The sequence below is a fragment of the Pseudomonas faucium genome (assembly GCF_021602585.1).
Lineage (GTDB): Bacteria > Pseudomonadota > Gammaproteobacteria > Pseudomonadales > Pseudomonadaceae > Aquipseudomonas > Aquipseudomonas faucium.
Window position 1 is genome coordinate 43755 of sequence record NZ_BQIP01000028.1, and the last position, 26939, is coordinate 70693.

General features: G+C 65.6%; 27 protein-coding genes. 10 read left to right on the plus strand and 17 right to left on the minus strand.

Going from position 1 to position 26939, the window contains the following annotated elements; translation table 11 throughout:
• Positions 1-106 precede the first annotated feature (106 nt).
• The 10 genes from L6D75_RS24080 to L6D75_RS24125 all read left to right on the plus strand — a co-directional run bounded on the left by L6D75_RS24080 (position 107) and on the right by L6D75_RS24125 (position 12593).
• Positions 107-1936, plus strand: coding sequence for an extracellular solute-binding protein (locus L6D75_RS24080; RefSeq protein ID WP_219824865.1), 1830 nt, complete (start codon positions 107-109; stop codon positions 1934-1936).
• Positions 1933-3768: an extracellular solute-binding protein gene (locus L6D75_RS24085; RefSeq protein ID WP_176516326.1), complete on the plus strand. Its 1836-nt coding sequence runs from the start codon at positions 1933-1935 to the stop codon at positions 3766-3768. Before L6D75_RS24080 ends, L6D75_RS24085 begins: the two co-directional genes overlap by 4 nt.
• 1 nt (position 3769) lies before the next feature.
• Positions 3770-4843 (plus strand): microcin C ABC transporter permease YejB, encoded by a 1074-nt coding sequence (locus L6D75_RS24090; RefSeq protein ID WP_176516327.1) that lies wholly within the window; start codon positions 3770-3772, stop codon positions 4841-4843.
• A gap of 1 nt (position 4844) precedes the next feature.
• Positions 4845-5864: an ABC transporter permease gene (locus tag L6D75_RS24095; protein WP_176516328.1), complete on the plus strand. Its 1020-nt coding sequence runs from the start codon at positions 4845-4847 to the stop codon at positions 5862-5864.
• Between the two features lies 1 nt (position 5865).
• Positions 5866-7485 (plus strand): ABC transporter ATP-binding protein, encoded by a 1620-nt coding sequence (locus tag L6D75_RS24100; RefSeq protein ID WP_176516329.1) that lies wholly within the window; start codon positions 5866-5868, stop codon positions 7483-7485.
• A gap of 287 nt (positions 7486-7772) precedes the next feature.
• Entirely contained in the window at positions 7773-8012 is a 240-nt protein-coding gene (locus L6D75_RS24105) for a hypothetical protein (RefSeq protein WP_176516330.1), read from the plus strand.
• 137 nt (positions 8013-8149) lie between these two features.
• Positions 8150-8413, plus strand: coding sequence for a DUF3077 domain-containing protein (locus L6D75_RS24110; RefSeq protein WP_176516332.1), 264 nt, complete (start codon positions 8150-8152; stop codon positions 8411-8413).
• A 134-nt stretch (positions 8414-8547) separates the two neighbouring features.
• Entirely contained in the window at positions 8548-9063 is a 516-nt protein-coding gene (locus tag L6D75_RS24115) for a sigma-70 family RNA polymerase sigma factor (protein ID WP_176516334.1), read from the plus strand.
• A complete protein-coding gene (locus L6D75_RS24120) occupies positions 9060-10022 on the plus strand; it encodes a FecR domain-containing protein (RefSeq protein ID WP_176516335.1) in 963 nt (320 codons plus the stop codon). Before L6D75_RS24115 ends, L6D75_RS24120 begins: the two co-directional genes overlap by 4 nt.
• Positions 10023-10115: 93 nt before the next feature.
• Complete coding sequence (locus tag L6D75_RS24125; protein ID WP_176516336.1) at positions 10116-12593, plus strand: TonB-dependent siderophore receptor; 2478 nt, start codon at positions 10116-10118, stop codon at positions 12591-12593.
• A gap of 33 nt (positions 12594-12626) precedes the next feature.
• Here the strand turns inward: L6D75_RS24125 and L6D75_RS24130 are convergent, their stop codons facing one another.
• The 17 genes from L6D75_RS24130 to kdpF all read right to left on the minus strand — a co-directional run bounded on the left by L6D75_RS24130 (position 12627) and on the right by kdpF (position 26860).
• Positions 12627-13343: an SDR family NAD(P)-dependent oxidoreductase gene (locus L6D75_RS24130; protein WP_176516337.1), complete on the minus strand. Its 717-nt coding sequence runs from the start codon at positions 13341-13343 to the stop codon at positions 12627-12629.
• An 80-nt stretch (positions 13344-13423) separates the two neighbouring features.
• Positions 13424-13696 (minus strand): hypothetical protein, encoded by a 273-nt coding sequence (locus L6D75_RS24135; protein ID WP_176516338.1) that lies wholly within the window; start codon positions 13694-13696, stop codon positions 13424-13426.
• 71 nt (positions 13697-13767) lie between these two features.
• Positions 13768-14301 carry an EndoU domain-containing protein gene (locus L6D75_RS24140; RefSeq protein ID WP_176516339.1) on the minus strand — a complete coding sequence of 178 codons (534 nt, stop codon included), beginning with the start codon at positions 14299-14301 and terminating at the stop codon, positions 13768-13770.
• Positions 14302-14383: 82 nt separating this feature from the next.
• The gene (locus L6D75_RS24145) at positions 14384-15166 is read right to left on the minus strand and encodes a glycoside hydrolase family 19 protein (RefSeq protein ID WP_176516341.1); all 783 of its coding nucleotides are present in this window, start codon (positions 15164-15166) and stop codon (positions 14384-14386) included.
• Positions 15167-15273: 107 nt separating this feature from the next.
• The gene (locus L6D75_RS24150) at positions 15274-15648 is read right to left on the minus strand and encodes a hypothetical protein (protein ID WP_176516343.1); all 375 of its coding nucleotides are present in this window, start codon (positions 15646-15648) and stop codon (positions 15274-15276) included.
• A gap of 32 nt (positions 15649-15680) precedes the next feature.
• Positions 15681-15914: a hypothetical protein gene (locus L6D75_RS24155; protein WP_176516345.1), complete on the minus strand. Its 234-nt coding sequence runs from the start codon at positions 15912-15914 to the stop codon at positions 15681-15683.
• Positions 15898-16203, minus strand: a complete 306-nt coding sequence (locus L6D75_RS24160) for a hypothetical protein (RefSeq protein WP_176516347.1) — start codon at positions 16201-16203, stop codon at positions 15898-15900. Before L6D75_RS24160 ends, L6D75_RS24155 begins: the two co-directional genes overlap by 17 nt.
• Complete coding sequence (locus L6D75_RS24165; protein WP_176516349.1) at positions 16203-16475, minus strand: hypothetical protein; 273 nt, start codon at positions 16473-16475, stop codon at positions 16203-16205. Before L6D75_RS24165 ends, L6D75_RS24160 begins: the two co-directional genes overlap by 1 nt.
• A 94-nt stretch (positions 16476-16569) precedes the next feature.
• Positions 16570-17169: a DUF2589 domain-containing protein gene (locus tag L6D75_RS24170; protein ID WP_176516351.1), complete on the minus strand. Its 600-nt coding sequence runs from the start codon at positions 17167-17169 to the stop codon at positions 16570-16572.
• Between the two features lie 10 nt (positions 17170-17179).
• Positions 17180-17659 (minus strand): DUF2589 domain-containing protein, encoded by a 480-nt coding sequence (locus L6D75_RS24175; protein ID WP_176516353.1) that lies wholly within the window; start codon positions 17657-17659, stop codon positions 17180-17182.
• A gap of 178 nt (positions 17660-17837) precedes the next feature.
• Entirely contained in the window at positions 17838-18905 is a 1068-nt protein-coding gene (locus L6D75_RS24180) for a helix-turn-helix domain-containing protein (RefSeq protein WP_236193864.1), read from the minus strand.
• 102 nt (positions 18906-19007) lie between these two features.
• Positions 19008-19703: a response regulator gene (locus L6D75_RS24185; protein ID WP_176516355.1), complete on the minus strand. Its 696-nt coding sequence runs from the start codon at positions 19701-19703 to the stop codon at positions 19008-19010.
• Positions 19700-22354, minus strand: coding sequence for a sensor histidine kinase (locus L6D75_RS24190; RefSeq protein WP_176516357.1), 2655 nt, complete (start codon positions 22352-22354; stop codon positions 19700-19702). Before L6D75_RS24190 ends, L6D75_RS24185 begins: the two co-directional genes overlap by 4 nt.
• Positions 22355-22439: 85 nt before the next feature.
• Positions 22440-22991, minus strand: a complete 552-nt coding sequence (gene kdpC / locus L6D75_RS24195) for a potassium-transporting ATPase subunit KdpC (protein ID WP_176516360.1) — start codon at positions 22989-22991, stop codon at positions 22440-22442.
• A 10-nt stretch (positions 22992-23001) separates the two neighbouring features.
• Positions 23002-25056 carry a potassium-transporting ATPase subunit KdpB gene (gene kdpB / locus L6D75_RS24200; RefSeq protein ID WP_176516361.1) on the minus strand — a complete coding sequence of 685 codons (2055 nt, stop codon included), beginning with the start codon at positions 25054-25056 and terminating at the stop codon, positions 23002-23004.
• A 10-nt stretch (positions 25057-25066) separates the two neighbouring features.
• Positions 25067-26761 (minus strand): potassium-transporting ATPase subunit KdpA, encoded by a 1695-nt coding sequence (gene kdpA, locus L6D75_RS24205; protein WP_236193865.1) that lies wholly within the window; start codon positions 26759-26761, stop codon positions 25067-25069.
• A 9-nt stretch (positions 26762-26770) separates the two neighbouring features.
• Complete coding sequence (gene kdpF, locus L6D75_RS24210) at positions 26771-26860, minus strand: K(+)-transporting ATPase subunit F (protein ID WP_176518325.1); 90 nt, start codon at positions 26858-26860, stop codon at positions 26771-26773.
• Between the last annotated feature and the right edge of the window lie 79 nt (positions 26861-26939).

Genomic DNA, 26939 nt, shown 5'->3' on the forward strand with positions numbered 1-26939 from the left:
CCGCACAGCGGCCCTCTTCATTCCCCCGGACACACCCTTTTTCCAACCCCGCCAAGCTGTTACTGTACCCCGACCAAAGCCCAACGCCCCTGGATCGGATGCCGACTTGATACGTCCCCTCCTGCTGTCACTCAGCCTGGCCTTGAGCTTTCCCGCAGCCGCGATGGTGAGCGAAAGCCACGGATACGCGCAGTTCGGCACGCTCAAGTACCCAGCCACCTTCACCCACTTCGACTGGGTCAACCCGCAAGCGCCCAAGGGCGGCACCTTGCGGGCCATGGCATTCGGCACCTTCGACACGCTCAACCCCTACACCTTCAAGGGCACAAGCCCGGTGACCACGCCAAACTTTTTGCAGTATGGCGTCAGCGAGCTGAACGAAACGCTGATGGTCGGCACCGGCCAGTACGACCCGTCCGGTGACGAAGCCACCTCCAGTTACGGCCTGATCGCGCGTTCGGTCGAATACAGCGAGGATCGCAGCTGGGTGGTGTTCAACCTGCGCCCGGAAGCGCGCTGGCACGACGGCAAGCCGATCACCTCGGCGGATGTGGCCTTTACCTACCGCACCCTGCTCAAGGAAGGCCACCCGATCTACCGCACCAACCTGCAGGAAGTGCAGCGCGTGGACATACTCGGCCCGCTGCGCATCCGCTTCGTCTTCAAGCGCGCCGGCAACCCGCTGCTGATCCTGCGCCTGGGCGAAATGCCGGTGCTGCCCAAGCACTACTGGCAAGGCCGCGACTTCCAAGCCACCACCTTCGAGCCACCGCTGGGCAGCGGCCCCTACCGCATCACCCAGGTGCAGCCAGGCCGGCGCCTGGTGTTCGAGCGGGTGAAGAACTACTGGGGCAAGGACCTGGCAGTCAACCGCGGCAAGTACAACTTCAAGCGCGTCGAATTCGAGTTCTACCGCGATGCCACGGTGGCCTTCGAAGCGTTCAAGGCCGGCGAGTTCGACATCTATATCGAGCACCAGGCGAAGAACTGGGCCAACGGCTACAACTTCCCCGCCGTGCGCCGGGGCGAGGTGATCAAGGCGCAGATCCCGCACCGCATCCCGACCCAGACCCAAGGGCTGTTCATGAACAGCCGCCGCGCCAGCTTCAGCGATGCGCGGGTGCGCCAGGCGCTGGGCCTGATGCTCGACTTCGAGTGGACCAACCGCGCCCTGTTCAGCAGCGCCTACCGCCGCTCGACCAGCTATTACCCCAACAGCGAGTTCGCCGCTGCCGGCGTGCCCACCGGCAAGGAATGGCTGCTGCTGGCGCCATTTCGCGACCAGCTGCCAAACAAGCTGTTCACCCAGCCCTATCAGGTCAGCCACACCGACGGGCGCGGCATCAGCCGCCAGACCCTGCGCCAGGCCCTGACCCTGCTCGGCCAGGCCGGCTGGAAGCTCGACGGCCAGCGCCTGGTGGACAGCAAGGGCCGGCAACTGCGCCTGGAATTGCTGCTGGTGAACCCCAACCTCGAACGTATCCTGCAGCCCTATGTCGAAAACCTCGCGAGCATCGGCATCGATGCCCAGCTGCGCACCGTGGACCGCGCCCAGTACAAGCAACGCCTGGACCAGTTCGACTTCGACATGATCCTGATGACCCTCAACCAGACCTTGAGCCCGGGCCTCGAACAGTGGCTGTACTTCCACTCGAGCCAAGCCTCGACCAAGGGCAGCAAGAACTATGCTGGGGTCAAGGACCCGGTGGTCGACCACCTGCTCGATACCTTGCTCGCCGCGCGCACCCGCGACGACCAGGTCGCCGCCGCCCGCGCCCTGGACCGGGTGCTTTCATGGCAGTACTACATGATCCCCAACTGGTATCTCGACAATCACCGCCTGGCCTACCGCAACCGGTTCGCCTTCGTCACCACGCCGCCCTACACCCTTGGGCTGAACAGCTGGTGGATAAAGCCTTCGGAGAAAGCCAAATGATGCCCATGCCCCGCCTGCGCCAGCTGGCCGGCAGCCTGTTGCTCGCCTGCCTGAGCCTGCCGGCCCTGGCCGCGCCGCAACATGCGCTGACCCTGTACGACGAGGCGCCGAAGTACCCGGCCGACTTCAAGCACTTCGCCTTCGTCAACCCCGACGCGCCCAAGGGCGGGACCTTCCGCCAGTCCAGCTTCGGCGGCTTCGACAGCCTCAACCCGTTCATCAACAAGGGTGTATCGGCCGAGAACGTCAGCGCCATCTACGACACCCTGATGCGCCAGAGCCTGGACGAACCCTTCACCGAATACGGCCTGGTCGCCGGCAAGATCGAAAAAGCCCCGGACAACAGCTGGGTGCGCTTCTACCTGCGCCCCGAGGCACGCTTCCACGACGGCCAGCCGATGCGCGCCGAAGACGTGGTGTTCACCTTCAACGCCCTGATCAAGGACGGCGCCCCGCTGTACCGCCAGTACTACGCCGACGTCGCCGAAGTGGTCGCCGAAGACCCGCTGCGCGTGCTGTTCAAGTTCAAGCACAAGAACAACCGCGAATTGCCACTGATCCTCGGCCAGCTGCCGGTGCTGCCCAAGCACTGGTACGAGGGCCGCGACTTCAACCGCGGCAACCTGGAAATCCCGCTGGGCAGCGGCCCCTACAAGATCGCCGAGGTCAAGGCCGGCCGCTCGATCCGCTACGAGCGGGTCAAGGACTACTGGGCCAAGGACCTGCCGATCAACCGCGGCTTCTACAACTTCGACGTGATGACCTTCGATTCCTACCGCGACAACACCGTCGCCCTCGAAGCGCTCAAGGCCGGCCAGTTCGACTATGGCCTGGAGACCAGCGCGAAGAACTGGGCCACCGCCTACAACGTGCCGGCGGTGCGCGATGGCCGGCTGGTCAAGGAAGAGCTGCCCAACGGCAACCCCACCGGCATGCAGGGCTTCATCTTCAACCTGCGCAAGCCGGTGTTCCAGGACATCCGCGTGCGCCATGCGCTGAGCCTGCTGCTGGACTTCGAGTGGACCAACAAGCAGCTGTTCAACGGCGCCTACACCCGCACCGGCAGCTACTTCGAGAACTCCGAGATGGCCGCCAGGGGCCTGCCCAGCGCGGATGAGCTGAAAATCCTCGAACCGCTGCGCGGCAAGGTGCCCGAGCAGGTGTTCGGCGAGGCCTTCCACAACCCGGTCACCGACGGCAGCGGCATGATCCGCGAGCAACAGCGCCAGGCCTACAAGCTGCTGCAGGAAGCCGGCTGGAAGATCGTCGACGACAAGATGGTCGACAAGGACGGCAAGCCGGTGTCGATCGAATTCCTGCTGGCGCAGACCGAATTCGAACGCATCCTGCTGCCGTTCAAGCGCAACCTCGCCGACCTTGGCATCGACCTGAACATCCGCCGCGTCGACGTCTCGCAGTACATCACCCGCCTGCGCTCGCGCGACTTCGACATGATCGTCGGCGGCTACCCGCAATCCAACTCGCCGGGCAACGAGCAGCGCGAGTTCTGGAGCAGCGCCGCCGCCGACAACCCCGGCAGCCGCAACTTCATCGGCCTGCGCGACCCGGCCATCGACCAACTGGTCGAACAGCTGATCAACGCCGATTCGCGGCAGAGCCTGATCGACCACACCCGCGCCCTCGACCGCGTGCTGCTGTGGGGCTACTACGTGATCCCCAACTGGCACATCAAGACCTGGCGCGTGGCCTACTGGAACCACATCGGCCACCCCAAGGTGTCGCCCAAGTACGACATCGGCATCGACACCTGGTGGATCAAACCGGGCGTCACCCCGGCAGTGGCCGACGCACCTGCGCAAGAGGCCAACTGACATGCTGGCCTATATCCTGCGCCGCCTGCTGCTGATCATCCCCACCCTGTTCGGCATCCTGGTCATCAACTTCATCATCGTCCAGGCCGCCCCCGGCGGCCCGGTGGAACAGATGATCGCCAAGCTCGAAGGCTTCGAGGGCGCCACCAGCCGCATCGCCGGTGGCGGCGCCGAAGTCTCGGTGGCCGGCTCCAACTACCGCGGCGCCCAGGGCCTGGACCCGGCATTGATCGCCGAAATCGAGCGCATGTACGGCTTCGACAAGTCGCCGCCCGAGCGCCTGTGGATCATGGTCAAGAACTACGCCCAGCTGGATTTTGGCGACAGCTTCTTCCGTGACGCCAAGGTCATCGACCTGATCGTCGAGAAGATGCCGGTGTCGATCTCGCTGGGGCTGTGGAGCACCCTGATCATGTACCTGGTGTCGATCCCGCTGGGCATCGCCAAGGCGGTGCGCCACGGCAGCCACTTCGACGTCTGGACCAGTTCGGCGATCATCGTCGGCTACGCCATCCCCGCGTTCCTGTTCGCCATCCTGCTGATCGTGCTGTTCGCCGGCGGCAGCTACTTCGACTGGTTCCCGCTGCGCGGGCTGACCTCCAACAACTTCGACGAGCTGTCCACCACCGGCAAGGTGCTCGACTACTTCTGGCACCTGGTGCTGCCGATCACCGCGCTGGTGATCGGCAACTTCGCCACCATGACCTTGCTGACCAAGAACAGCTTCCTCGACGAGATCAACAAGCAGTACGTGGTCACCGCCAAGGCCAAGGGCCTGAGCCGCCCGCGGGTGTTGTACGGGCATGTGTTCCGCAACGCCATGCTGCTGGTGATCGCCGGCTTCCCGTCGGCCTTCATCGGCATCTTCTTCACAGGCTCGCTGCTGATCGAGGTGATCTTCTCCCTCGATGGCCTGGGCCTGATGAGCTTCGAAGCGGCGATCAACCGCGACTACCCGGTGGTCTTCGGCACCCTGTTCATCTTCACCCTGCTGGGGCTGGTGGTGAAACTGATCGGCGACCTGACCTACACCCTGGTCGATCCGCGCATCGACTTCGCCAGCCGGGAGCACTGACATGGCCTTGTCCCCTCTCAACCGCCGGCGCTTCGAGCGCTTCAAGGCCAACCGCCGTGGCTGGTGGTCGCTGTGGCTGTTCCTGATCCTGTTCGGCCTGAGCCTGGGCGCCGAGCTGATCGCCAACGACAAGCCGATCGCCGTGCGCTACGACGGCCAGTGGTACTTCCCGGCGTTCAAGCGCTACCCGGAAACCACCTTCGGCGGCGAATTCCCGCTGGAGGCCAACTACAAGAGCCCGTACATCCGCGAACTTTTGGCCAACAAAGACAGCTTCGTGCTGTGGGCACCGATCCCGTTCAGCTACCAGAGCATCAACTACGACCTGCGCGTGCCGGCCCCGGCGCCGCCATCGGCGGACAACTGGCTGGGCACCGACGACCAGGGCCGCGACGTGCTGGCGCGGGTGATCTACGGCTTTCGTATTTCGGTGCTGTTCGCCCTGACCCTGACTATCCTCAGCTCCATCGTCGGCGTCATCGCCGGCGCCTTGCAGGGCTTCTACGGCGGCTGGGTGGACCTGGCCGGCCAGCGCTTCCTGGAAATCTGGTCGGGCTTGCCGGTGTTGTACCTCCTGATCATCCTCGCAAGCTTCGTGCAGCCCAACTTCTGGTGGCTGCTGGGCATCATGCTGCTGTTCTCGTGGATGAGCCTGGTGGACGTGGTGCGCGCCGAGTTCCTGCGCGGGCGCAACCTGGAGTACGTGCGCGCGGCCCGGGCCCTGGGCATGCGCAATGGCGCGATCATGTACCGGCACATCCTGCCCAACGCGATGATCTCGACCATGACCTTCATGCCGTTCATCCTCACCGGCGCCATCGGCACCCTCACCGCGCTGGATTTCCTGGGCTTCGGCCTGCCGCCGGGCGCCCCTTCGCTGGGTGAACTGGTGGCCCAGGGCAAGTCCAACCTGCAGGCGCCGTGGCTTGGCATCAGTGCCTTTGCCGTGCTGGCGATCATGTTGAGCTTGCTGGTGTTCATCGGCGAATCCGCCCGCGATGCCTTCGACCCGAGGAAGTGAAATGAGCGAACAGAACTTGATCGAAGTGCGCGACCTGGCCGTGGAGTTCGTCACCGGCGAGCACGTCAACCGCGTGGTCGACGGCGTGAGCTTCGACATCCGCAAGGGCGAAACGCTGGCCCTGGTGGGCGAGAGCGGCTCGGGCAAGTCGGTGACCGCCCACTCGATCCTGCGCCTGCTGCCCTACCCCCTGGCCCGCCACCCCAGCGGCAGCATCCGCTTCGAAGGCAAGGATTTGCTGCAGCAGAACGAAAAAGCCCTGCAGCGCATCCGCGGCAACCGCATCGCCATGATCTTCCAGGAGCCGATGACCTCGCTGAACCCGCTGCACTGCATCGAGAAGCAGATCAACGAAATCCTCCTGCTGCACAAGGGCCTCACCGGCAAGGAAGCGACCGCGCGCACCCTGGAGCTGCTGGAGATGGTCGGCATCCCCCACCCGCGCAAGCGCCTCAAGGCCCTGCCCCACGAGCTGTCCGGCGGCCAGCGCCAGCGGGTGATGATCGCCATGGCCCTGGCCAACGAGCCGGACCTGCTGATCGCCGACGAACCGACCACCGCGCTCGACGTGACCGTGCAGCTGAAGATCCTCGACCTGCTCAAGGAACTGCAGGCGCGCCTGGGCATGGCCTTGCTGCTGATCAGCCATGACCTCAACCTGGTGCGGCGGATCGCCCACCGCGTGTGCGTGATGCAGCGCGGGCAGATCGTCGAGCAGGCCGATTGCGCGACGCTGTTCAGCGCGCCGCAGCATCACTACACGCAGATGCTGATCAACGCCGAGCCCAGCGGTTTGCCCGCGCACAACCCAGTGGGCTCGCCGCTGCTGGAAGTGAACGACCTGAAGGTGTGGTTCCCGATCAAGAAAGGCTTGCTGCGGCGTACCGTCGACCATGTGAAGGCGGTGGACGGCATCAATTTCAGCCTGCCCCAGGGGCAGACCCTGGGCATCGTCGGCGAGTCCGGTTCAGGCAAGTCCACCCTTGGGCTGGCGATCTTGCGCCTGATTTCCAGCCGCGGCGGCATTCGCTTCCACGGGCAAGCGCTGGAAGGCATGAACCAGAAGCAAGTGCGGCCACTGCGGCGGGAAATGCAGGTAGTGTTCCAGGACCCGTTCGGCAGCCTCAGCCCGCGCATGTGCGTGGCCGATATCGTCGGCGAGGGCTTGCGCATCCACCACATCGGCACCCCTGCCGAGCAGGAGGCCGCGATCATCGCGGCGCTCGAAGAGGTGGGCCTGGACCCGCGCACACGCCACCGCTACCCCCACGAGTTTTCCGGCGGCCAGCGCCAGCGCATCGCCATTGCCCGGGCGCTGGTGTTGAAACCTGCGCTGATTCTGCTGGATGAACCGACCTCGGCGCTGGACCGCACGGTGCAGCGTCAGGTGGTGGAGCTGCTGCGCAACCTGCAGCAGAAATACAACCTGACCTACCTGTTCATCAGCCATGACTTGGCGGTGGTCAAGGCGCTGAGCCACCAATTGATGGTGATCAAGCATGGGCAGGTGGTGGAACAGGGGGACGCGCAGGCGATCTTCCATGCGCCGCAGCATGCCTATACCCAGCAGTTGCTGGAGGCGGCGTTCTTGCAGCCGAATGGGGAAAGGAATCAGTTTTAAGCTCTATTTTGTAGGACGTTTCCCAAAGGTACTCCTACCGCCATTTTCCCGTTGCGGTCGTTCTGGTCGGGCCCTAGGCTCGGTGGGTCGTTGCTTGGCGACGATATTCGGCTTTGACAGGCCGTGATGGGACATGGCTTTCAGCACGTCTTTATGGCGGCTGTACGTGCGGGCACGCTTGCGTGCGCCGGAACTTGCTATGTCCACCGGTCTGTCAACCCACGTACAGCTGCCACCCTTCTGTTTGACAGCAGGCAGGTGGCGGCGCCCATAAAAGGACATATGCAATGTTAAAGATCGTTCCCGATCCACCGCACATCCACACCTTCGAAGATACCCTCATCCAGGCTGCGGACTACGCCCTGTGCGCACAGACCGTGATACATCAGGCCCTTCAACTGCAACCTAAATCCCCCGCTTCGATCCTGATGATGGCCTCCATGCATGAAGTTGAGGCGCTGCGCGTCATGCTCGAGTCCATGTTGATCCAGGTGCAGATGCCGGCTGAACCGCAGACTTCGCACTAGGCATCAGTGATGTGCTGCCTGGGCTGGCCTCATCGCCGGCAAGCCGGCTCCCACAGGTGCTGCGCGGCCCCCTGTAGGAGCTGGCTTGCCAGCGATGAGGCCAGCACAAGCAGCAAAGATTTCAGGGAGATCAAACAATGACCACAGATACCACCCACTTCACCGTTGGCAAAACCACCTTCTTCCAGGGCGTAAACCAGACCCACCCGCTGTTTCGCATCGAGCCCGGCATCCCCTGCCACAACGCCCGCGAGCAAGCCTCCGAGCTGATGGGCTACGTGCGCGACATGACCCTCGCCGGCCTGATGGACGACAACCCCCAACTGATATGGGCCTCGCACTACCTCAGCGCGCTGGCCAAGGCCCTGATGGATGATGCCGAGCTGGGCATGGCGCACTGATGTGAGCCATGGGGGCGCTCTGCGCCCCTTTCGCGCCAGCACTTTGGCTCAGGTTGCAGCACCCCCCTCTTGCCAACAAACCACCTCGCACACGACAATAAGATTCATTACCAGTCGCGAACCATTCCATCATCATGCCCGCCAACGATCTCTCCCTGCGCAGCGCCGTCAACGACCTGTACTGCGAGCACCACGGCTGGCTTCATGGGTGGCTGCGCAAGCGTCTGGGCAATGGCTTCGATGCCGCCGACCTGGCACAGGACACCTTCGTGCGGGTGATCAAGGCGCGCAGCGCGCTGGAGATTCGCGAGCCGCGCCCGTACCTGTCGCGCATCGCCAAGGGCTTGCTGATCGACCTGTTCCGCCGGCGCTCGCTGGAGCAGGCCTACCTCGAAGCCCTGGCCGCACTGCCGGAGGCGGTGCACCCTTCGCTGGAAGAGCAGGCGATCCTGCTGCAGGCACTGGTGGAAATCGACCGGCTGCTGCAAGGGTTGGGCGCCAAGGTCAAGCAGGTGTTCATGCTGTCGCAGTTCGACGGCCTCACCTACCCGCAGATCGCCGAGCATCTGAACATCAGCGTGCGCAGCGTCAACAACTACATGGCCAAGGCCATGGAGCATTGCTGCCTGATGCAGTTGCAACAGGCATGAGCCTTTCGCCTACCGAGTTGAAGGCAATCAGCATGGCCGCGCGCTGGTACGCGCAGCTGCAGTCTGGCGTTGCCACCGATGCCCAGCGCCGCGCCTGGAACGACTGGCTGCTCGCCGACCCGGTGCACCGCCAAGCCTGGCAACGCATCGCCGCCGTGGGCGAACAGATGGCGAGCGTGCCCGCTGCCCTGGCCGCGCCCGCCTTGCGCGGGGCCGATCGCTCTCGCCGGCAGCTGCTGCGCAGCGTGATCGTGCTGGTGCCTGCGACGTCGCTGGGCTGGCTGGCCTGGCGCAGCGACAGCTCCCAGCGGCTGCGTGCCGATTACCGGACCGCCGTGGGTGAGCGCCGCGAGTTTCGGCTGGCGGATGGCAGCTTGTTGCTGCTCAACACCGACACGTCGGTGAACCTCAAGTACGACGGCCAGCAGCGCGTGCTGGAACTGCTGCGCGGTGAAATCCTGGTGGCCACGGCCTCAGACCCACTACAGCGGCCCTTCAAGGTACACACCCGGCATGGCGTGGTACGAGCGCTGGGCACGCGCTTCATCCTCCGCAGCCAAACCCTGGGGAGCGAGGTGGCCGTGCTGGAGAAGGCAGTTGAAGTCAAAGCGGCCGGCGCAGGGCTGGCAGTACGCCTGGAGGCGGGCCAAACCACTGCGTTCGACGGCCGTTCGATAGGGCCGATAATGCCCAATGAGGCATCCGTGGGGGCCTGGCAGCAAGGCAGCATCATCGCCCTCGATCGGCCCCTGGGCGAGTTGCTGGCAGACCTGTCGCGCTATCGCCCCGGGGTGCTGCGTTGCGACCCGCGGATCGCGCAGTTGAAGATTTCCGGCGCCTTCCCCATCGATGACACCGACCTGGCACTCGCCGCGCTGGAAAGCGGATTTGCGCTGCGTGTCACGCGCTACAGCCGCTACTGGGTCAACGTGTCGCCACCTGCCGCGCAGCTGTCCTGAAAAAACCGTCCAGGCTTTTGCACTTTTCCCACACACCGTTCGGCTCATCCCCCAAAGGGTTTCATCGATCATTTTTACGGGGGGAGGTTTTACATGTCTGGCGTGTTCAAGCGTGGTCGTCTGGCGACTGCAGTGAAGGTGGGAATGTTGGCCGTGTCGGCTGCCGGGGCCTGGCCAAGCATGACGTTCGCAGCGCCCATGCCCGCGCAGCAAAACGCGGTGCAGTCGTTCGACATTGCCGCAGGCAGCCTGACCGAAGTGCTCAGCCGCTACGCCAGCGCAGCGGGTGCGGCGCTGTCGTTCGATGCCCGGCAGACCAATGGCTTGCGCTCCTCGGGCCTCAAGGGGGCTTACGGCGTCAGCGAAGGCTTCAGCCAGATCCTCGCCGGCAGCGGCCTGCAGGCCGAGCCGCAGGCCAACGGTACCTATGTGCTGCGGGCCGTGCCGCCTTCAGAGTCGGCACTGGAGCTGGGGGCCACCAACATCACCAGCCAGGTGCTGGGGGCCACCACTGAAAACAGCGGCTCGTACACCACCGGCGCCGTGACCATCGGCAAAGGTGAGCATTCGCTCAAGGAGACCCCGCAGTCGATCACGGTCATCACGCGCAAGATGATGGATGACCAGAACCTCAACACCATCGATCAGGTCATGGAGAAGACGCCCGGCATCACCGTGTACGACTCGACCATGGGCGGCAAGTACTTCTACTCGCGCGGCTTTCGCATGTCGGGGCAGTACCAGTACGACGGCGTACCGCTGGACATGGGCAACCTCTATGTCCAGGCCGACAGCTTCAGCAGCGACATGGCCTACTACGACCGTGTCGAGGTGCTGCGCGGCGCCGCAGGCATGATGAAGGGCTCGGGCGGCACCGCCGGCGGGGTCAACTTCGTGCGCAAAAGAGGCCTGGCAGCGGCGCACACCGACGTCACGCTGTCCGGCGGCAGCTGGGACAACTACCGTGGCCAGCTCGACACCGGCGGCCCGCTGAACGCCTCCGGCACCTTGCGCGGCCGGGCGGTGGTGGCCCAACAGAGCCGCCACTACTTCACCGACGACGCCAACCGCAAGGACCAGGTGTATTACGGCGCCCTCGATTTCGATGTCAGCCCCGACACCACCCTGGGGCTTGGCGTGGCCTACGAGGACGTGGATGCCAACCCATGCTGGGGCGGCCTGCCGCGCTACAAGGACCGCAGCGACTTGAAGCTCAGCCGCTCGACCTGCCTCGACCCGGCCTGGAACACCTGGCGCAGCCAGCGCACCACGGTGTTCAGCGACCTCACCCACCAGCTCGATGACAACTGGAAACTCAAGGTCGCCAGCGTCTATACCAAGAACACCCAGGACATCAAGTACGCCTTCGCCTCTGGCGCCGTCACGCCCGGCACCAACACCACCGGCATGCTCGGCAGCCTGTACGACTACGACCAGGTCGATTACGGCCTGGACGCCTACGTCGATGGCAAGTTCGACGCCTTCGGCCAGCAACACGAGCTGGTGCTGGGCATGAATGCCAGCCGCTCGAACAAGGATGACTTCTACTCGGTGGCGTTCCTGCCGCAGCGGCAAAACGTGTTCAACCCCGACAAGTTCATCCCGGAGCCCGACGACAGCTATTTCATCGAAAACTCCTCGCGCGGCGGCCCGGCCAAGACGCGCATCACGCAAAAGGGCCTGTATTCGACCCTGCGCCTGAAACTGGCCGACCCACTGACCCTGGTCATGGGCAGCCGAGTCAGCTGGTACAACGCCCAGACCGATTACGACTTCATCAACACCGGCACCTCGGAGCATTCCAGCACCCGCGAGACCGGGCAGGTGACGCCCTTTGCCGGCGTGCTGCTGGACCTGAACGAAAACCTCACCGCCTACGCCAGCTATTCCGACATCTTCACCCCGCAAGGCAACTACCGCGGCGAAGATGGCGCGGCACTCAAGCCGCTGGTGGGCCAGAGCTACGAGCTGGGGATCAAGGGCGCCTGGTTCGACGGGCGGCTCAACGGTGCCTTCAACCTGTTCCGTACCGTGCAGAAAGACCAGGCGCAGACCGACTACAACTCCTCGTGCCCGTCCCCCGATGGCTACTGCTACGTCAACGCAGGCCGGGTCCGCGCCCAGGGCTTCGAGGCCGAGCTCAGCGGCGAAGTGATCGAACGCCTGCAGCTGCTTGCCGGCTACACCTATACCCAGACCAAGACCCTGGACGATATCGACAGCAGCCTGAACGGCGCCGCGTTCAACAGCTACGTGCCTAGGCATGTGCTGCGCATGTGGGGCGAGTACGCCTTAAGCGGTGCGTTGGAGCGCTTCACCCTCGGCGCCGGGGTCAGTGCGCAAAGCGACAACTTCCGCGTATCGCCCGCCAGTGGCGAGAAGATCAGCCAGGCGGGCTACGCGATCTGGAATGGCCGTATCGGCTATCGCATCGACGACACCTGGTCGGTGGCGCTCAACGGCAACAACCTGTTCGACAAGCGCTACTACGCCAGCATCGGCACCGAGACGTTCGGCAACTACTACGGCGAACCACGCAACTTCATGGTCTCGGTCAAGGCCAGCTTCTGATGCCAATGGGGGCTTGAGCGGTGGCAGGCAGCATCAGAACCGCTCATCGGCAATCGCCGGCAACACCAGCTCGCGCACGAACGATGCCGTGGACAAGTGCAACAACGCCTCGACCATGGCCACCACGTCGTGCACGGGCACCTGCTGGCCACCCCCACGCTGCGCCGCCTCCTGCAGCGGCGTGGCCAGCGCATCGTCGGTATTCAGGTACCCCAGCTGCAGCACCGTGACCGCCAGGTTGTGCTGGCGAAACCCTTCGCGCAGCGCATCGGCCATGCCGTTGAGGGCGAACTTGCTGGCGCCGAATGCCACCTCCGGGCGCCCGCTCTGGCGCAAGGCGGAGGTGGAGCCGGTCAGGATCACTTGTGGCCTGGGTGCGGCGAGCAGCCTGGGCACCAGGCGCTTGAGCAATAGCAGGGTGGCGGTGATGTTCACGTCCACCAGCTTGCCGATCGACGCATCGCTGTCGTTCAGGAAGCTGTAGCCTTCGCTGAACGCCAATTCTTCCCAGATGCCGATGTTGCAGATCAGCACATCGAGGTTGTCCGGCGCCCTTGCCGCGATCTGTTCGACGCCTGCCAACGGCTCGGCCAGGTCTGCCTCGATCCATTCCAGGCGCGTGCCTGGCGACGGTTCAAGATCCCTGGGTTGCGAGCGCGATACACCGATCAGGGTGTCCCCGGGTTTGCCAAGCCCCTCGATCAAGGCACGGCCCAAGCCCCTGCTGGCACCGATAACCATCGTCTTCATGCTGTGTCCTTCCTTGCAAGAGAAGACCACAGCCTGAGACCTCGAGTTAACCTGAGGTCAAGCGCTGCAGCAAAACGCCCTCACATCACCCGGCCAGTGCGCCAGGCGCACAAGACGCTGATGAACGTATCGAGGCCCAAGGTAACCGTCGGATGGTTCGGCAGATGCAGGTGCTCGAGTACCACGGCCTTGTCGGAAAACGCCACGTGGTACGCGTTTCCCGTGTAGTCCACCCCAGGCCGACCGGCCTGCACATGACGCGCCTGTTCCAGCAGCAAGTCGGCTGCGATGCCATTGACCTCATCGTTCAAGAAAGCCCCAAGACCGGGGTAGCTGGCTTCCAGTTCGGACAAACACTGCATCACGGCCTTTCTCCCACACATGAATCGAAAAAGGGCCGCAATGACGCCGGCCCTTTTCACCCTTAAGGCTTGTTGGCTGAAGGATAGGCGGTGTTCACCTTGCCATCCAGAAGCCAGCCCTCGATGGCGAACGCCTTGCCCCCGACGGTGCATCCAGACCCAGAAGAGCCGGTGAATTTCCCAGTGTCCGTGGTATTGCCACTGGCAGCATTGACGATGGCCGCCAGCACCTGATCATGGCTGCAACTGTCCGGGAACATGGTCGAGCGCGTCTTGCTTGCAGGGCCTTGGTTACCGTCCAAGATGTCGAACTTGGTCATCTCGTAGATACCGGTCGAGGTCGTCGGTGCGATCACCGTATCGGCGGTCACCTGGACGGTCGCGGGCAGCGTGCCACCCGGCCGGCTGTGAAAGCCGACGGCCTTGCCCTTTTTGTTTATCTCGCCGCAGAAAACATGCTTCTGATTGACCACCGGCACCGTCGCCGAATCGCCCCAGGGGCATACCGCACCGCTTGCGGCAAACGTGAGCCCGGATGCCAGCGCCAAGCCGGCCAGTGCCACGCGCGCTGCATGGATCGCAATCACCTTGTTCATCATCAAAACTCCCTTTTTGTTGTTGATCGGGGCGCACCCGCCCCGTGCTGCCGCCCTGTGCGGCAAAACCTGGAGCAGGTGTTCAGAGCCCAAGCAGCCACTTGGCGCGGGCCAGGTAGGCGATGCGCTCGTCAAGGCCGTTGAAGCCGCCATTGATGCGCCGGGTAATCTCGCGCACGTCATCCTTGTCGGCGTGGTCGTTGAGCTTGCGGCTGTTCCAGAACCAGCCCGCCACATCCACCGCCAGGGCCGGGTCTGTGCTGACCTGCGCGGGCGCGTCCTTGAGCTCGAAATCGCGCCCGCAGGCCTTGCCGTATTCGCGGTAGTTGGCGCGCCCGGTGAGCTGGATCAGGCCACGCCCCTTGAAGCGCGCCCCGTCGCCGGCCTGGGTGTTGCCCAAGTCCTTGCGGCCTTCGTAGGCGTTGCCGTTGGCGATTTCCTCGGTGTATTGCAGGCAGCCGCTTTCATGGGCGATCTGCGCCAGGAAATGCGCGCGGCGCAGCGGGGTGTCGATCCTGTAGCGCTCGAACACGTCGACGATGGGCTGGCGAAAGGCCTCGATCCTGGGGTCGCTGGCCAGGTTGAAGATCGCCCACAGTTTGGCCTTCACCAGCCCCGCCGGCAGGCCGGCGCGCAAGGCGGCAAGGGTCGGGTCCTGGGGCTTGACCATGCTGCTCTCGGCGAGCCCGTTGGCCATTTGAAAACGCTTGAGGGCGACGCGCGATCCCTGCCCCCACAAGCCGTCGCAGACCAGCGCACTGACGAACTCGCCGCGGCCACTGTTCATGTTCAGCAGCAACTGCAGGCTGCGCACATCGCCCCTGCTGTTGCTGCCACCGTCGCCAACCGATTTGTTGATGCACATGTTTGCCTCCTTGCGACAGGTGCACGCGCCCCGTGGGGCGACGTCCAATGCGTGCCTTTGCGCAGGTTGTTGATGGGAATGCTGTGTTGGTGAAGCGGGGTCAGCCGCTATATGGGCGTGAGGGTGAAGCTGTACATCGTGGTGCCCTTGTAGGTTTTCAGCTGCACCTGCAGCGCATCGCCATCGGGCCGGCTCAGCAGGTCACCGTTGATCAACGGGTCGCAGCGGCCCTTGCCAGTTTCCTTGATGGGGTAGCGCAACGCATCGCCCACCGGCTTGGGCGAATCCAGTTTCAGCACGCAGGCCCACTTGCGGATGGCAAGGCTGCCTGCTTCCATCGCGCCCTTGTCGGCGAGGGTCAGGGTTACATCGACAGTTGCCTGGCCATCCTTAAAGCTTCCCTCGTAGGCCTGGCCGGCAAGGGTGGGCAGCGCGATCGTCAGCGCCAGCGCACCCGCCAGCAGTGAGGTAATAGGTTTCATGTTGACTCTCCTTGTTGAATGAATACCCGGGGTCAGAACGCCAGCAGCAGCCCGACCCATTCGGCGATGGCGATCGCCAGTTCCGGGCGCACCAGCCCCAGCGCCATGAGCCCGACCAGCAGGCTCGCGCCGATGGCAATCACCAGCCGCCTCTGGCCAGACATCTTGCGGCGGGGGGACGACTTGAGGTCGATGATGGATTTCAAGGCACTGCCCTCCTCCTGTGAAAGCACCAACAGCATGGAACGGTCATTGCGCCTGCTCATTGCCAGGCCTCCTGTAGATCGCCAGCAACTGCCCGTCGACGCGCACCACGATGGCCTCGACGCCGTATCCGGGTACTTCGATGCTCAGTTGATGGGTGGCCTGCTTGCGGGTCGGCGGGCCGCCGATACGCAGGCCATAGCTGCCGGCACTGCCCAGTGGCTCCACGCAGGCATCCATCACCCAGGTCATGCCAGCCACCTGGGTGCCCGGCCACAACCGCTCGCACGCCTGCTGCGCACGCTGCATCTCGGCGCCCAGCGCCAACACCAGGTCCTCCAGCCGCTTCATCACGGCTGCTCCGCGTCATCGGGCAACCAGTACGGCCTGCGGGCAAAACCGACGTGGTAGGTCAGGGCCTGCAGGACCACCTGGTGCTCACCGATGTTGAGCAACTTGAAGCTTTTCTCGATACCCACCACGCGCCCGCGTGGGGTCCCGCTGAGGCAACGGTTGAGCAGTGCGGCCTGGGCCTGCACCGCCTCTTCCGGAGTCAGCTTTTCCGGGTCGAGGCTGCCAACCACGATGCGCTTCACATATCCAACATCCGTCAAATCGAACATCACGGCACTCCCTTACCGGAAAAGCTGGTCAGCCAGCGCTGGCCTGATGCTCAGGCACACCTGCCGCTGGCCGGTCACTCAGCACGACCACGCCTCAGGCGGCGATCTTCGGCGCGACCGACTGGGCGATAAGGTCCATCACCCGCGCCAGCCCCTCGGGCATGCCGTCATCGACCGCATGCACTTCCACGTGGTACTTGGCCGACTGGTCGGTGGAGCGGGTGTTTTCCTTGTGCGAAGTCACCGAGCCCGATACGTTCACCTTGGCGCTGAACGGGCCCCAGCCCAACTTCGCTTCCGCTGAGAACTTGCCCTCCTCGGTGCGCTCGTCGCGCGATTGCTCCGAATTCTTCACCTCCATGTCGAAGCTGATATCCACTTTGTTGATGGCCAGGCTCGGCACCTTGACCACCGCCAGCAGCGGCACCTCCAACTGGACCTTTTCGGTCGCCCCCGCGTCGTCGGCGGTGGGGGCCGCGCGCTGGTAGCTGAACATCACGTTGCGGATATCGCCTACATCGTTGGGGCCGGCCGTGGTCGGGTCGGCCGGGGGCAGAAAGCCAATCACCTTGATGAAGTTGGCGGTGGCATTGGCCAGGCGAACCTGCGCGTCGCAGGCTGCAGCCAAAGGTGCGCCGATCAGCTCGCCCATCGGCAGGCCGCTGAACTGGTTACCCATTGCAAAGTCAGGCATGACGTCTCTCCTAGATCAATTTATCGAGGTTGTGAATCAGTCGGGCCATGCCCTCGGACGAAGGCTGGGTTTCGACTCTGAGGGTGACGCGCGCCATTGGCCCGCCTTCACCATTGCGGCGAACGCCCATGTCGACGTTCAAAGGCTGATGTGTATCGGTTGGCCACGCCGAATCGGAACCTTCGGCGGGCGCAGGCTTGGCATCGCTCTGGTCGGCATGCAGGCCGACCTCGAAGTCGATCTGCATGTCCTTGACGGTGAGCAGCCGCGAGCCGACCAGCGAGAGCAACGGCACGCGTACAAGGCGTTCCTCACCTTCGGCTGCATCGGGGGCTTGCGATGGCAGGCGCACATCGACACTGACGGGCCGGTTGTCCTCGTCGAAGTACTGGCGCACGGTCGACATCTGGAACCGCTGGATCTTGTCCTGAGCTTCGGCGACAGCGCCGGCAATGCTCTGGATCAGATGGTGAAGGGAGTGATTCGCCACGGCTGACGCTCCTTGTCGAAATCAGTGCCGATCCAGGGCCGCCTTCGGGCAGGCCGGTTGACGATGGCACTTGCAGTTGTTGGTTGAGCTCAGGTTAAGGTGCGCCCGGCGCGGCGTCCCGGGGCGTGCGTCCCGATAACTTGGAGGCGCGTCCCAGAATGCCGGCCAGCCAGCACGATCAGCTGTAGGTCAGCTCCCTGACCCACTGATCGAGCGCCGAGCGTTCGCCGGGCAGTGGCACCAGGCTGAAGAAGCCCGGCACTGCTCCGGCGTGCAGCGCGGTTCGGGCCGCACGCGGCGACAGGCCAAAGGCCTTGCGGAACAGGCGGCTGAAATGCGCCTCATCGACAAAGCCATGCTCGAAGGCCAGGTCGCCAATGCGCCGCCCGGCGTTGGCGCTGTCGCACAGGGCGAACAGGCACCGCCGCAGGCGCCGTTGCAGCACATAGTGGCGCACCCCGCCAAAGCGCTCGAAAGCGCGGTACAGCTGGCTGCGCGAGGTGCCGGCCTCCTTGGCCAGAAGCGCAGGGGTGAGGTCGCTGCGGTGCAGATTGCGCTCGATCAACAGGCGCACTCGCCGGCCCAGGTCCACCGGCCCTGCGCCGGGCGCTATTGCCTGCGTTGCCTTCGCCAGGCAGGCCGCCACCATCCCCAACAGAGGCAGCGCCAACCTCAGCGCCTCGTCCGTGCCCAGGCACGGCGCGCTCGCCGCCAGTGACGAAAACAGGTGCGCCAGGAGCATGCCGGCGGCTGTTTCACGGCGCAGCACCAGGCCATGCAGTTGCCCGGCATCGAACAGCAGCAACGACAGGGCTGTACGCGGAATCAGCAGGCTCATGCCTTCGCTGCTGGCCATGCCGAAACGCGAAGGTTGCGCGAGGTCAAGCATCACCAGGTCACGCGGTCGCACGCGCACGCCATTGCCGCAGGCAAGGCCGCGCTGCAGCGGCAGGTGCAGCAGGTAATGGTCCAGGTCGCACCAGCCTAGGCGGGTGCGGTCCCGTTGATAGCGGGCGCCATCCAGGTGCCCGCAACAGAACAGAAAACGACTGAAGTGATACACCGTGAGCGAGCAGGAAAAGGCGTCGGGGGCGCGCGTGCTGACCTCGAACAGCACGCTGGCACTCATCCGCCAATGGCTGAAGCCGGGTGCCGGCATCCCTGCCGGGGCACTGGGCAGGCTGGGGATCAGCGCGGTTTGTGTTGCAGCGTGGGGGGTGGGGGCAAGGGTAGAAGGGCAATCCATGATATCGACTCACTATCCATAGTTGAGTCGGTAAATTGGTTCAGGCCCAGGCCACCTGCTGCAATTTGCCACTATTGCCTTGCCCGCCAGGGCGCGTCGGGCTCAGGCGCCGGGCGCTACCAGGCGGTAGCCTACCCCCGCCTCGGTGATGATGAACCGCGGCGCCGTGGGGTCGTCGCCGAGCTTCTGGCGCAGATGCCCGACCACGATGCGCAGGTAGTGGGTGTTCTCCACATGGGACGGCCCCCAGATCTCCTTGAGCAGTTGCTGCTGGGTGATCACCCGCCCCGGGTGCCCGGCCAGCAGCGCCAGCAGCGCGTATTCCTTGCGGGTCAGCGCCACTTCGGCGCCCGCCAGGGTCACCTTGCGAAAGGCAAAGTCGACGGTCAGCGGCCCGAAGCTGGCCGCCACTTCGCCGCCGCCCGACTGCGGCACCTGGCGCAGCAGGGCGCGCACCCGGGCGAGAAATTCCTGGATGCCGAACGGCTTGGTCACGTAGTCATTGGCCCCGCCATCGAGCGCATCGACCTTCTGCACCTCACTGGCGCGCACCGACAGCACCATCACCGGCACCGCGCTCCATTCGCGCAGTTCGCGCAGCACCTGCTGGCCGTCCATGTCGGGCAGGCCAAGGTCGAGCACCACCAGGTCGGGCTTGGCCAGCGCCGCCTGGGCCAGGCCCTCGCCACCGGTGGCGGCCTCGATCACCTTGTAGCCCTGGGAGGCCAGGCTGATGCGCAGGAACTTGCGAATCTGCGGTTCGTCGTCGATGACCAGAATGGTGGCGGACTGGCTCATGGGGTTTCGCTTTCGGCTTCGGGTTGCTGGGGCAGCGGCAAGCATAGAGTGATGCAGGTGCCATGGCCATCGATGCCTTCGCCGACCAGGATCTGCCCGCCGTGGGCGCCGATCATGCCCTGGCAGATCGCCAGGCCCAGGCCGGTGCCCTGCCCGCCACGATCGCCCCGCGCGGCGGTGTAGAACATGTCGAAGATCTTCTCGCGCTCAGCCACCGGGATGCCGGGGCCCTGGTCGCTGACGGCAAAGCGCAGCTGTTCTTCGTGCACCGACACCTGCAGCTCCAGGCGGCCTTGGGCCGGGGAGAAGCGCGCGGCGTTTTCCAGCACGTTGATCAATGCCTGTTCGATCAGCGCCGCATGCACGAACAGCAGCGGCAATTGCGCAGGCACATCGGTGTGCACGCGCAGCGGCGCCAGCACCACGCGCAAGCGGTTGAGGGCACTGCCGACGATATCGGCCGGGGCCACCCAGTCGCGAGCAAGCTTCAGGCCGCCGTGGCCCAGGCGGGTCATGTCGAGCAGGTTCTGGATGTAGCGGTCGAGGCGTTCGGCTTCATCGCGGGTGCCTTCGAGCAGTTCGCGGCGGTCTTCGACCGGGATCGCCTCGCCCAGCGCCAGGAGGCTGTCGATGCTGCCGCGCATGGCCGTCAGCGGTGTGCGCAGGTCGTGGGACACCGATGCCAGCAAGGCGCTGCGCAGCTGTTCGGTCTCGCCGTGCAAACGGGCGGCCTCCAGCTGCTCGGCCAGGCGGGCGCGGGCCAAGGCTTGTGCCAGGGGCTGGCCGAGCGCCTGCAGCAGGCGCCGGCGCTGGGCGCTGAGCGGCTCGCCGGATTGCGGGCGCACGCCAAGCAGGGCCAGGGGCTGGTCGTCGACGGCCAGCGGCCACCACCACCAGCGGCCATTGGGCAAGGTGTCGCTGCCATGCCCGGCGGCCTGGCCGTGCTGCCAGGCCCACTCGGCGGCGGCGCGTTCAGTGTCGCCAAGGCCGTGGGCTTCGCCGCTGGCCACCTGCAGCAGGCCTTCGGCATTGCGCTCGAGCAGGCACACCTGCACGTCCTGCCAGCCATTGAGGTGCTGGCCGGCCGCGTTGAACACCGCCCGCCGGTCGGTGGCCACGGTCAGGCGGCGTGACAGGTCGAGCAGCTGGCTGGTCTGCGCCTGGGTTTCGCGCAGCGCCTGCAACTGGCTGCGCTGGCGGGCGGCGAGGTTGCCGGTGAGGGCAGCCATCAGCAGGAAGAACACCAGCGTCAGCACGTCTTCTTCGCGCTGGATGCTGAAGGAAAAATTCGGCGGGATGAACAGAAAGTCGTAAGTCAGGAACGACAAGGCCGCACAGGCCAGGGCCGGGCCCAGGCTGCTGCGCACCGCCACCAGCAGCACGGCGGCGAGAAACACCAGGGAGATGTTGGGCAATGCCAGCACGCTCGACACCGCCCAGGCCAACCCTGCCGCGAGCACGGTGGCAAGCAGTGCCAGCAGGTAATGGCGCCATACCCATACCCGCTGTACCGCGGCCGCGGCCGGTGCGGGCTGGGCATCGCGGTCGAGCACGTTGATTTCCAGCCCGTGGCTTTCACGCAGCAGCCGCGCTGCCACCCCGGCGCCGAAGAAGCGCCGGCGCAGGCGGTCGCGGGACTGCCCCACCAGCACCAGGCTGGCGCGGCGCTCGGCGGCATGCTGGATCAGCGTGTGCGCCACTTCGCCGGCGCGCAGCAGCACCACTTCGCCGCCAAGCCGCTCGGCCAGCTGCTGCGCGGCCTGCAAGCGATGGCGGGCGGTTTCGTCGCGCAGCCGGCCGTTGTCCACGTGGACCATGCTCCAGGGCAGGTGGCGCCGTTGCGCGACCCGGCTGGCATGCCGCACCAGGCGCTCGGCCTGGTCGTCACCGTCGATGCAGACCAGCAGGCGCCCGCGCAGCGCCGGTGCTTCCTGGCCACGCTGGCGGTAACCATGGGCAAGGTCGGCGTCGACCTGGGCGGCGGCGGTCTGCATGGCCAGTTCGCGCAGGGCGGTGAGGTTGGTTTGCGAAAAGTAGGCATCGATGGCCGCCCTCGCCTGCTCGGGCACGTACACCTTGCCCTCGCGCAGGCGTTCGAGCAGCTCGCGCGGTGGCAGGTCGATCAGCACCAGCTCGAAGGCTTCCTGCAGCACCCAGTCCGGCAGGGTTTCGCGCACGTGCACGCCGGTGATGTCGCGCACCTTGTCGTTGAGGCTTTCCAGGTGCTGGACGTTGACCGTGGTGTACACATCGATGCCGGCGGCGAGCAGCTCCTGCACGTCCTGCCAGCGCTTGGCGTGGCGGCTGCCGGGGGCGTTGGTGTGCGCCAGCTCATCGACCAGGGCCAATTTGGGCGCGGCCTGGAGCAGGCCATCGAGGTCCATTTCCTCGAGGGTGACGCTGCGGTACTCGCTGCGCAGCAAGGGCTGCTGCTGCAGCCCGCCCAGCAGCCCCTCGGTTTCGGCGCGGCCGTGGGTTTCCACCACCCCGGCCAGCACCTGCACGCCCTGGCGTTGCTGGGCATGGGCGGCCTGGAGCATGGCGTAGGTCTTGCCGACACCGGGGGCGGCGCCGAGAAACACCTTGAGCCTGCCGCGGCCTTCGCGCGGCAGGTTGGCCAACAGCGCGTCGGCGCGGGCTGCGTCACTCATGTTTCATCCTTTGGTTGTTCATCGCCGGCAAGCCGGCTCCCACAAGCTGTGGGAGCCGGCTTGGCGGCGATTGGGGGCCTTGCTGTCACTGCGCCAGATGCTCCAGCGCCTGGTTCAGCGCCAGCACATTGACCACGGGCGGCCCGATCAATGGGTGGAGGGTGGCCTCTTCCAGCATCGCTTGCAACCTCTGCTCCGGCACCTGCCGCGCCGCCGCCACCCGCGGGATCTGGTAGGCCACCGCCTGCGGCGGCAAATGCGGGTCCAGGCCACTGCCGGAGGTGGTCAGCAAGGCCAGCGGCACCGGCCCTTGCCCGGCGCGATTGAGCTTCGCTGCGTCACTGGTCACCCGCTCGGCCAGCGCCGGGTTGCTCGGCGACAGGTTGCTGGCGCTGCTGGCCACGGTGGCATAGGCCCCCGCCGAAGGCCGCGAATGGAACCAGCCATCGCCCTGGAAATCCTGGGCGATCAGTGCCGAGCCGCGCACCTGGCCGTGCGCGTCGCGCACCAGGCTGCCATTGGCCTGTTCGGGGAAGGCCACCTGGGCAATGCCGGTGACCGCCAGCGGGTACAGGGCGCCGGTGACCACGGTCATCAGCAGGATCAGGCTCAGCGCCGGGCGTACATACGTATTCATGATGGCCTCCTCAGACCAGGTGCAGGGCATTGAGCAGCAGGTCGATCAGCTTGATCCCGGCGAACGGCACGACGATGCCGCCCAGCCCGTAGATCAGCAGGTTGCGCCGCAGCAGGTGCGCCGCGCTCGCCGCTTGCACGCGCACGCCACGCAGAGCCAGGGGGATCAGCACGATGATGATCAGCGCGTTGAACACGATCGCCGAGAGGATCGCGCTCTGCGGGCTGGCCAGGTGCATCAGGTTGAGCACGCCCAGCTGCGGGTAGATGGCGGCGAACAGCGCCGGCAGTATGGCGAAGTACTTGGCCACGTCGTTGGCGATGGAGAAGGTGGTCAGCGCGCCGCGGGTCACCAGCAGCTCCTTGCCGACCTGCACCACGTCCAAAAGCTTGGTCGGGTCGCTGTCCAGGTCGACCATGTTGGCCGCCTCGCGCGCGGCCTGGGTGCCGTCGTTCATGGCCATGCCGACATCGGCCTGGGCCAGCGCCGGGGCGTCGTTGGCGCCGTCGCCGCACATGGCCACCAGGCGGCCGTCGTTCTGCTCCTGGCGAATGCGCGCCAGCTTCTTCTCCGGGGTGGCTTCGGCGAGCACGTCATCCACACCGGCTTCGGCGGCGATGGCCGCGGCGGTCAGCGGGTTGTCGCCGGTCACCATCACGGTGCGGATGCCCAGCTTGCGCAGTTCGGCGAAGCGCTCGCGGATGCCGGGCTTGACCACGTCCTTGAGGTGGATCACGCCGAGCAGGCGCTTGTCGACGCACACCAGCAGCGGCGTGCCCCCGCTCTGGGCGATGCGCTCCACTTCGCGGGCCAGGGCGGCGGGCATTTCCAGGCGTTGCATGCCGACGAAGGCCAGCACCGCATCGACCGCCCCTTTGCGGTAATGGTGCTGCTGGAAGTCGATGCCCGACAGGCGCGTCTCGGCGCTGAAGGCAATGGCGTCGAACTGCTCGGCCGCGGGCTCGACGAAGTCGTGCAACTGGCGCAGGTACTCGACGATCGACTTGCCTTCGGCGGTGTCATCGGCCAGCGACGCGAGCAAGGCGCCCTCGCCCAGCTCCCTGGCGGTGACCCCGGTGGCGGCATGCAGCGCGCTGCAACGGCGGTTGCCGAAGGTGATGGTGCCGGTCTTGTCGAGCATCAGCGTATGCACATCGCCGGCCGCCTCGACGGCGCGCCCGGAACGGGCGATCACGTTCAGGCGCACCAGGCGGTCCATGCCGGCGATGCCGATGGCCGAGAGCAGGCCACCGATGGTGGTCGGGATCAGCGTCACCAGCAGCGCGGCGAGGAAGATCAGCGGCAGGCTGCCACCGGCGAAGTGGGCGAACGGCTGCAAGGTCACCACCACGATCAGGAAGATCAGGGTCAAGCCGATCAACAGGATATCCAGGGCGATCTCGTTGGGGGTCTTCTGCCGCTTGGCCCCTTCGACCAGGGCGATCATGCGGTCCAGGGTCGACTCGCCGGGGTTGCTGGTGACACGAATCAACAGCCAGTCGGAGACCAGCCGGGTGTTGCCGGTCACAGCCGAGCGGTCGCCGCCGGATTCGCGGATCACCGGGGCGGACTCGCCGGTGATGGCGGCCTCGTTGACCGCCGCGATGCCTTCGAGCACTTCGCCGTCGGCGGGGATCATCTCGCCCGACACCACCCGCACCACGTCGTCCTTGCGCAGTTGGCCGGCGGCCACCGTTTCGAACGTGCCGTCACTGCGCCGGCGTTGCGCAGTAAGGCCCTGGCTGCCGGCCTTGAGGCTGTCGGCGCGGGCCTTGCCGCGGCCTTCGGCGAGGGCTTCGGCGAAGTTGGCGAAGAGCACGGTGAACCACAGCCACAGGGCGATCTGCACGGCCACGCCGGTGCTCACGCCACTGCCGGCGGCGAAGCACAGCACGGTGGTCAACACGGCCGTCAGGGCCACCACCAGCATCACCGGCGAGCGCTTGAGCTGGCGCGGGTCGAGCTTGACGAAGGCCTGCACCAGCGCCGGGCGCCAGAGCGCGGCGAAGCGGGTCTGGTCCTTGGCGCTGTGCGCGGCGTTCACTTCAGGAATGGGCATGTTCATGGTCAGCTCCTCAGAAACCCAGGCTCAGGTGTTCGGCGATCGGCCCAAGGGCCAGGGTCGGCAGGAAGGTCAGGCCACCGACCAGCAGGATGGTCACCAGCAGCAGGCCGGTGAACAGCGGGCCGTGGGTGGGGAAACTGTTCAGCCCCTGGGGCGCGCTTTTCTTCGCCGCCAGGCTGCCGGCCAGGGCCAGGATCGGCAGGATGTAGCCGAAGCGGCCGATGAGCATGGCCAGGCCGATCATCAGGTTGTGGAACACCGTGTTGGCACCAAAGCCTGCGAATGCCGAGCCGTTGTTGGCGGTGGCCGATGTATAGGCGTACAACAGCTGGCTGAAACCATGGGGGCCCGGGTTGCTCACCGCACCGGCCGGGCCCGGCAGGCTGGCGGCGATGGCGCCGAGCACCAGCACGCCCACCGGCATCACCAGCAAGGTCGCCACCAGCAATTGCACCTCTCGCGCCTGCAGTTTCTTGCCCAGGTATTCCGGCGTGCGGCCAATCATCAGGCCTGCCAGGAACACGGCGATCAGCACGAACAGCAGCATGCCGTACAGCCCCGCGCCGACGCCGCCGAAGATCACCTCGCCGACCATCATGTTGACCATCGCCACCATGCCGGTGAGCGGGTTGAGGCTGTCGTGCATGGCGTTGACCGAGCCGTTGGAGGCGGCCGTGGTGGTCACCGTCCAGAGCACCGAGGCGGTGGTGCCGAAGCGGCTCTCCTTGCCTTCCAGGGGCGGCGCCTGTTCGATCTGGGCGCTCTGCAGGGCCGGGTTGGGCTGGTACTCCGACCACAGCGCGGTGCCGCCGCCGATCAGGAACAGGCTGAGCATGCAGGCGAGGATCGCGCGGCTCTGGCGCAGGTCCTTGACGTAGTGGCCGAAGGTGAACACCAGCGCCACCGGGATCAGGATGATCGAGGCCACCTCGAACAGGTTGCTCCAGGCCGTGGGGTTCTCGAACGGGTGCGCCGAGTTGACGCCGAAGAAGCCGCCGCCGTTGGTGCCCAGTTGCTTGATGGCGATCTGGCTGGCGGCCGGGCCGAGCGGGATGCTCTGGTCGGCGCCTTGCAGGGTCACGGCGTGGGCGTAGTCGGCGAAGGTCTGCGGCACGCCCTGCCACACCAGCAGCAGCGCCAGCACCAGGCACAGCGGTAGCAGGCCGTAGAGGGTGGCGCGGGTCATGTCGGCCCAGAAGTTGCCCAGGCTGGAGGTTGAACGGCGGGCGATGCCACGGCACAGGGCGACCAGCACGGCCAGGCCGGTGGCGGCACTGACGAAGTTCTGCACGGTCAGGCCCAGCATCTGGCTCAGGTAGCTGACCGAAGCCTCGCCGCTGTAGGCCTGCCAGTTGGTGTTGGTGATGAAGCTCACTGCGGTGTTGAAGGCCAGCGACCATTCCTGGCCCGGCAGGTGCTGCGGGTTGAGCGGCAGGTAGCCTTGCAACAGCAGCACTGCGAACAACAGCAGGAAGCCGGCCAGGTTGAAGGCCAGCAGCGCCAGGGCGTACTGCTTCCAGTTCTGCTCTTGTTCGGCCTCGACCCCGGCAAGGCGGTAGCAGCCGCGTTCGACGGGGCCCAGCAGCGGCGTCAGCCAGGTGCGTTGGCCCTCCATGACCTTGTAGTAGAAGCGCCCCAGCCAAGGTGCTGGCAGCAGCACGATGGCGAAAAACGCCAGCAGCAAAGCGAAGTCGTAACTGTGCATGGCCACTCCCTAGCTGCGATCGGCGCGCAGCAGCGCCACCAGCAGGTAAACCGCCAATGCCACTGCAAGAAACAGTGACAGCCCGTCGAGCATGTACATGAGTGGAACTCCCCGTGGTGCGGCTTGGGCCGCTTTGGGGAAATTGTCCGAGGGAGGGGCGTAAAGGGGCGAGAGCGAG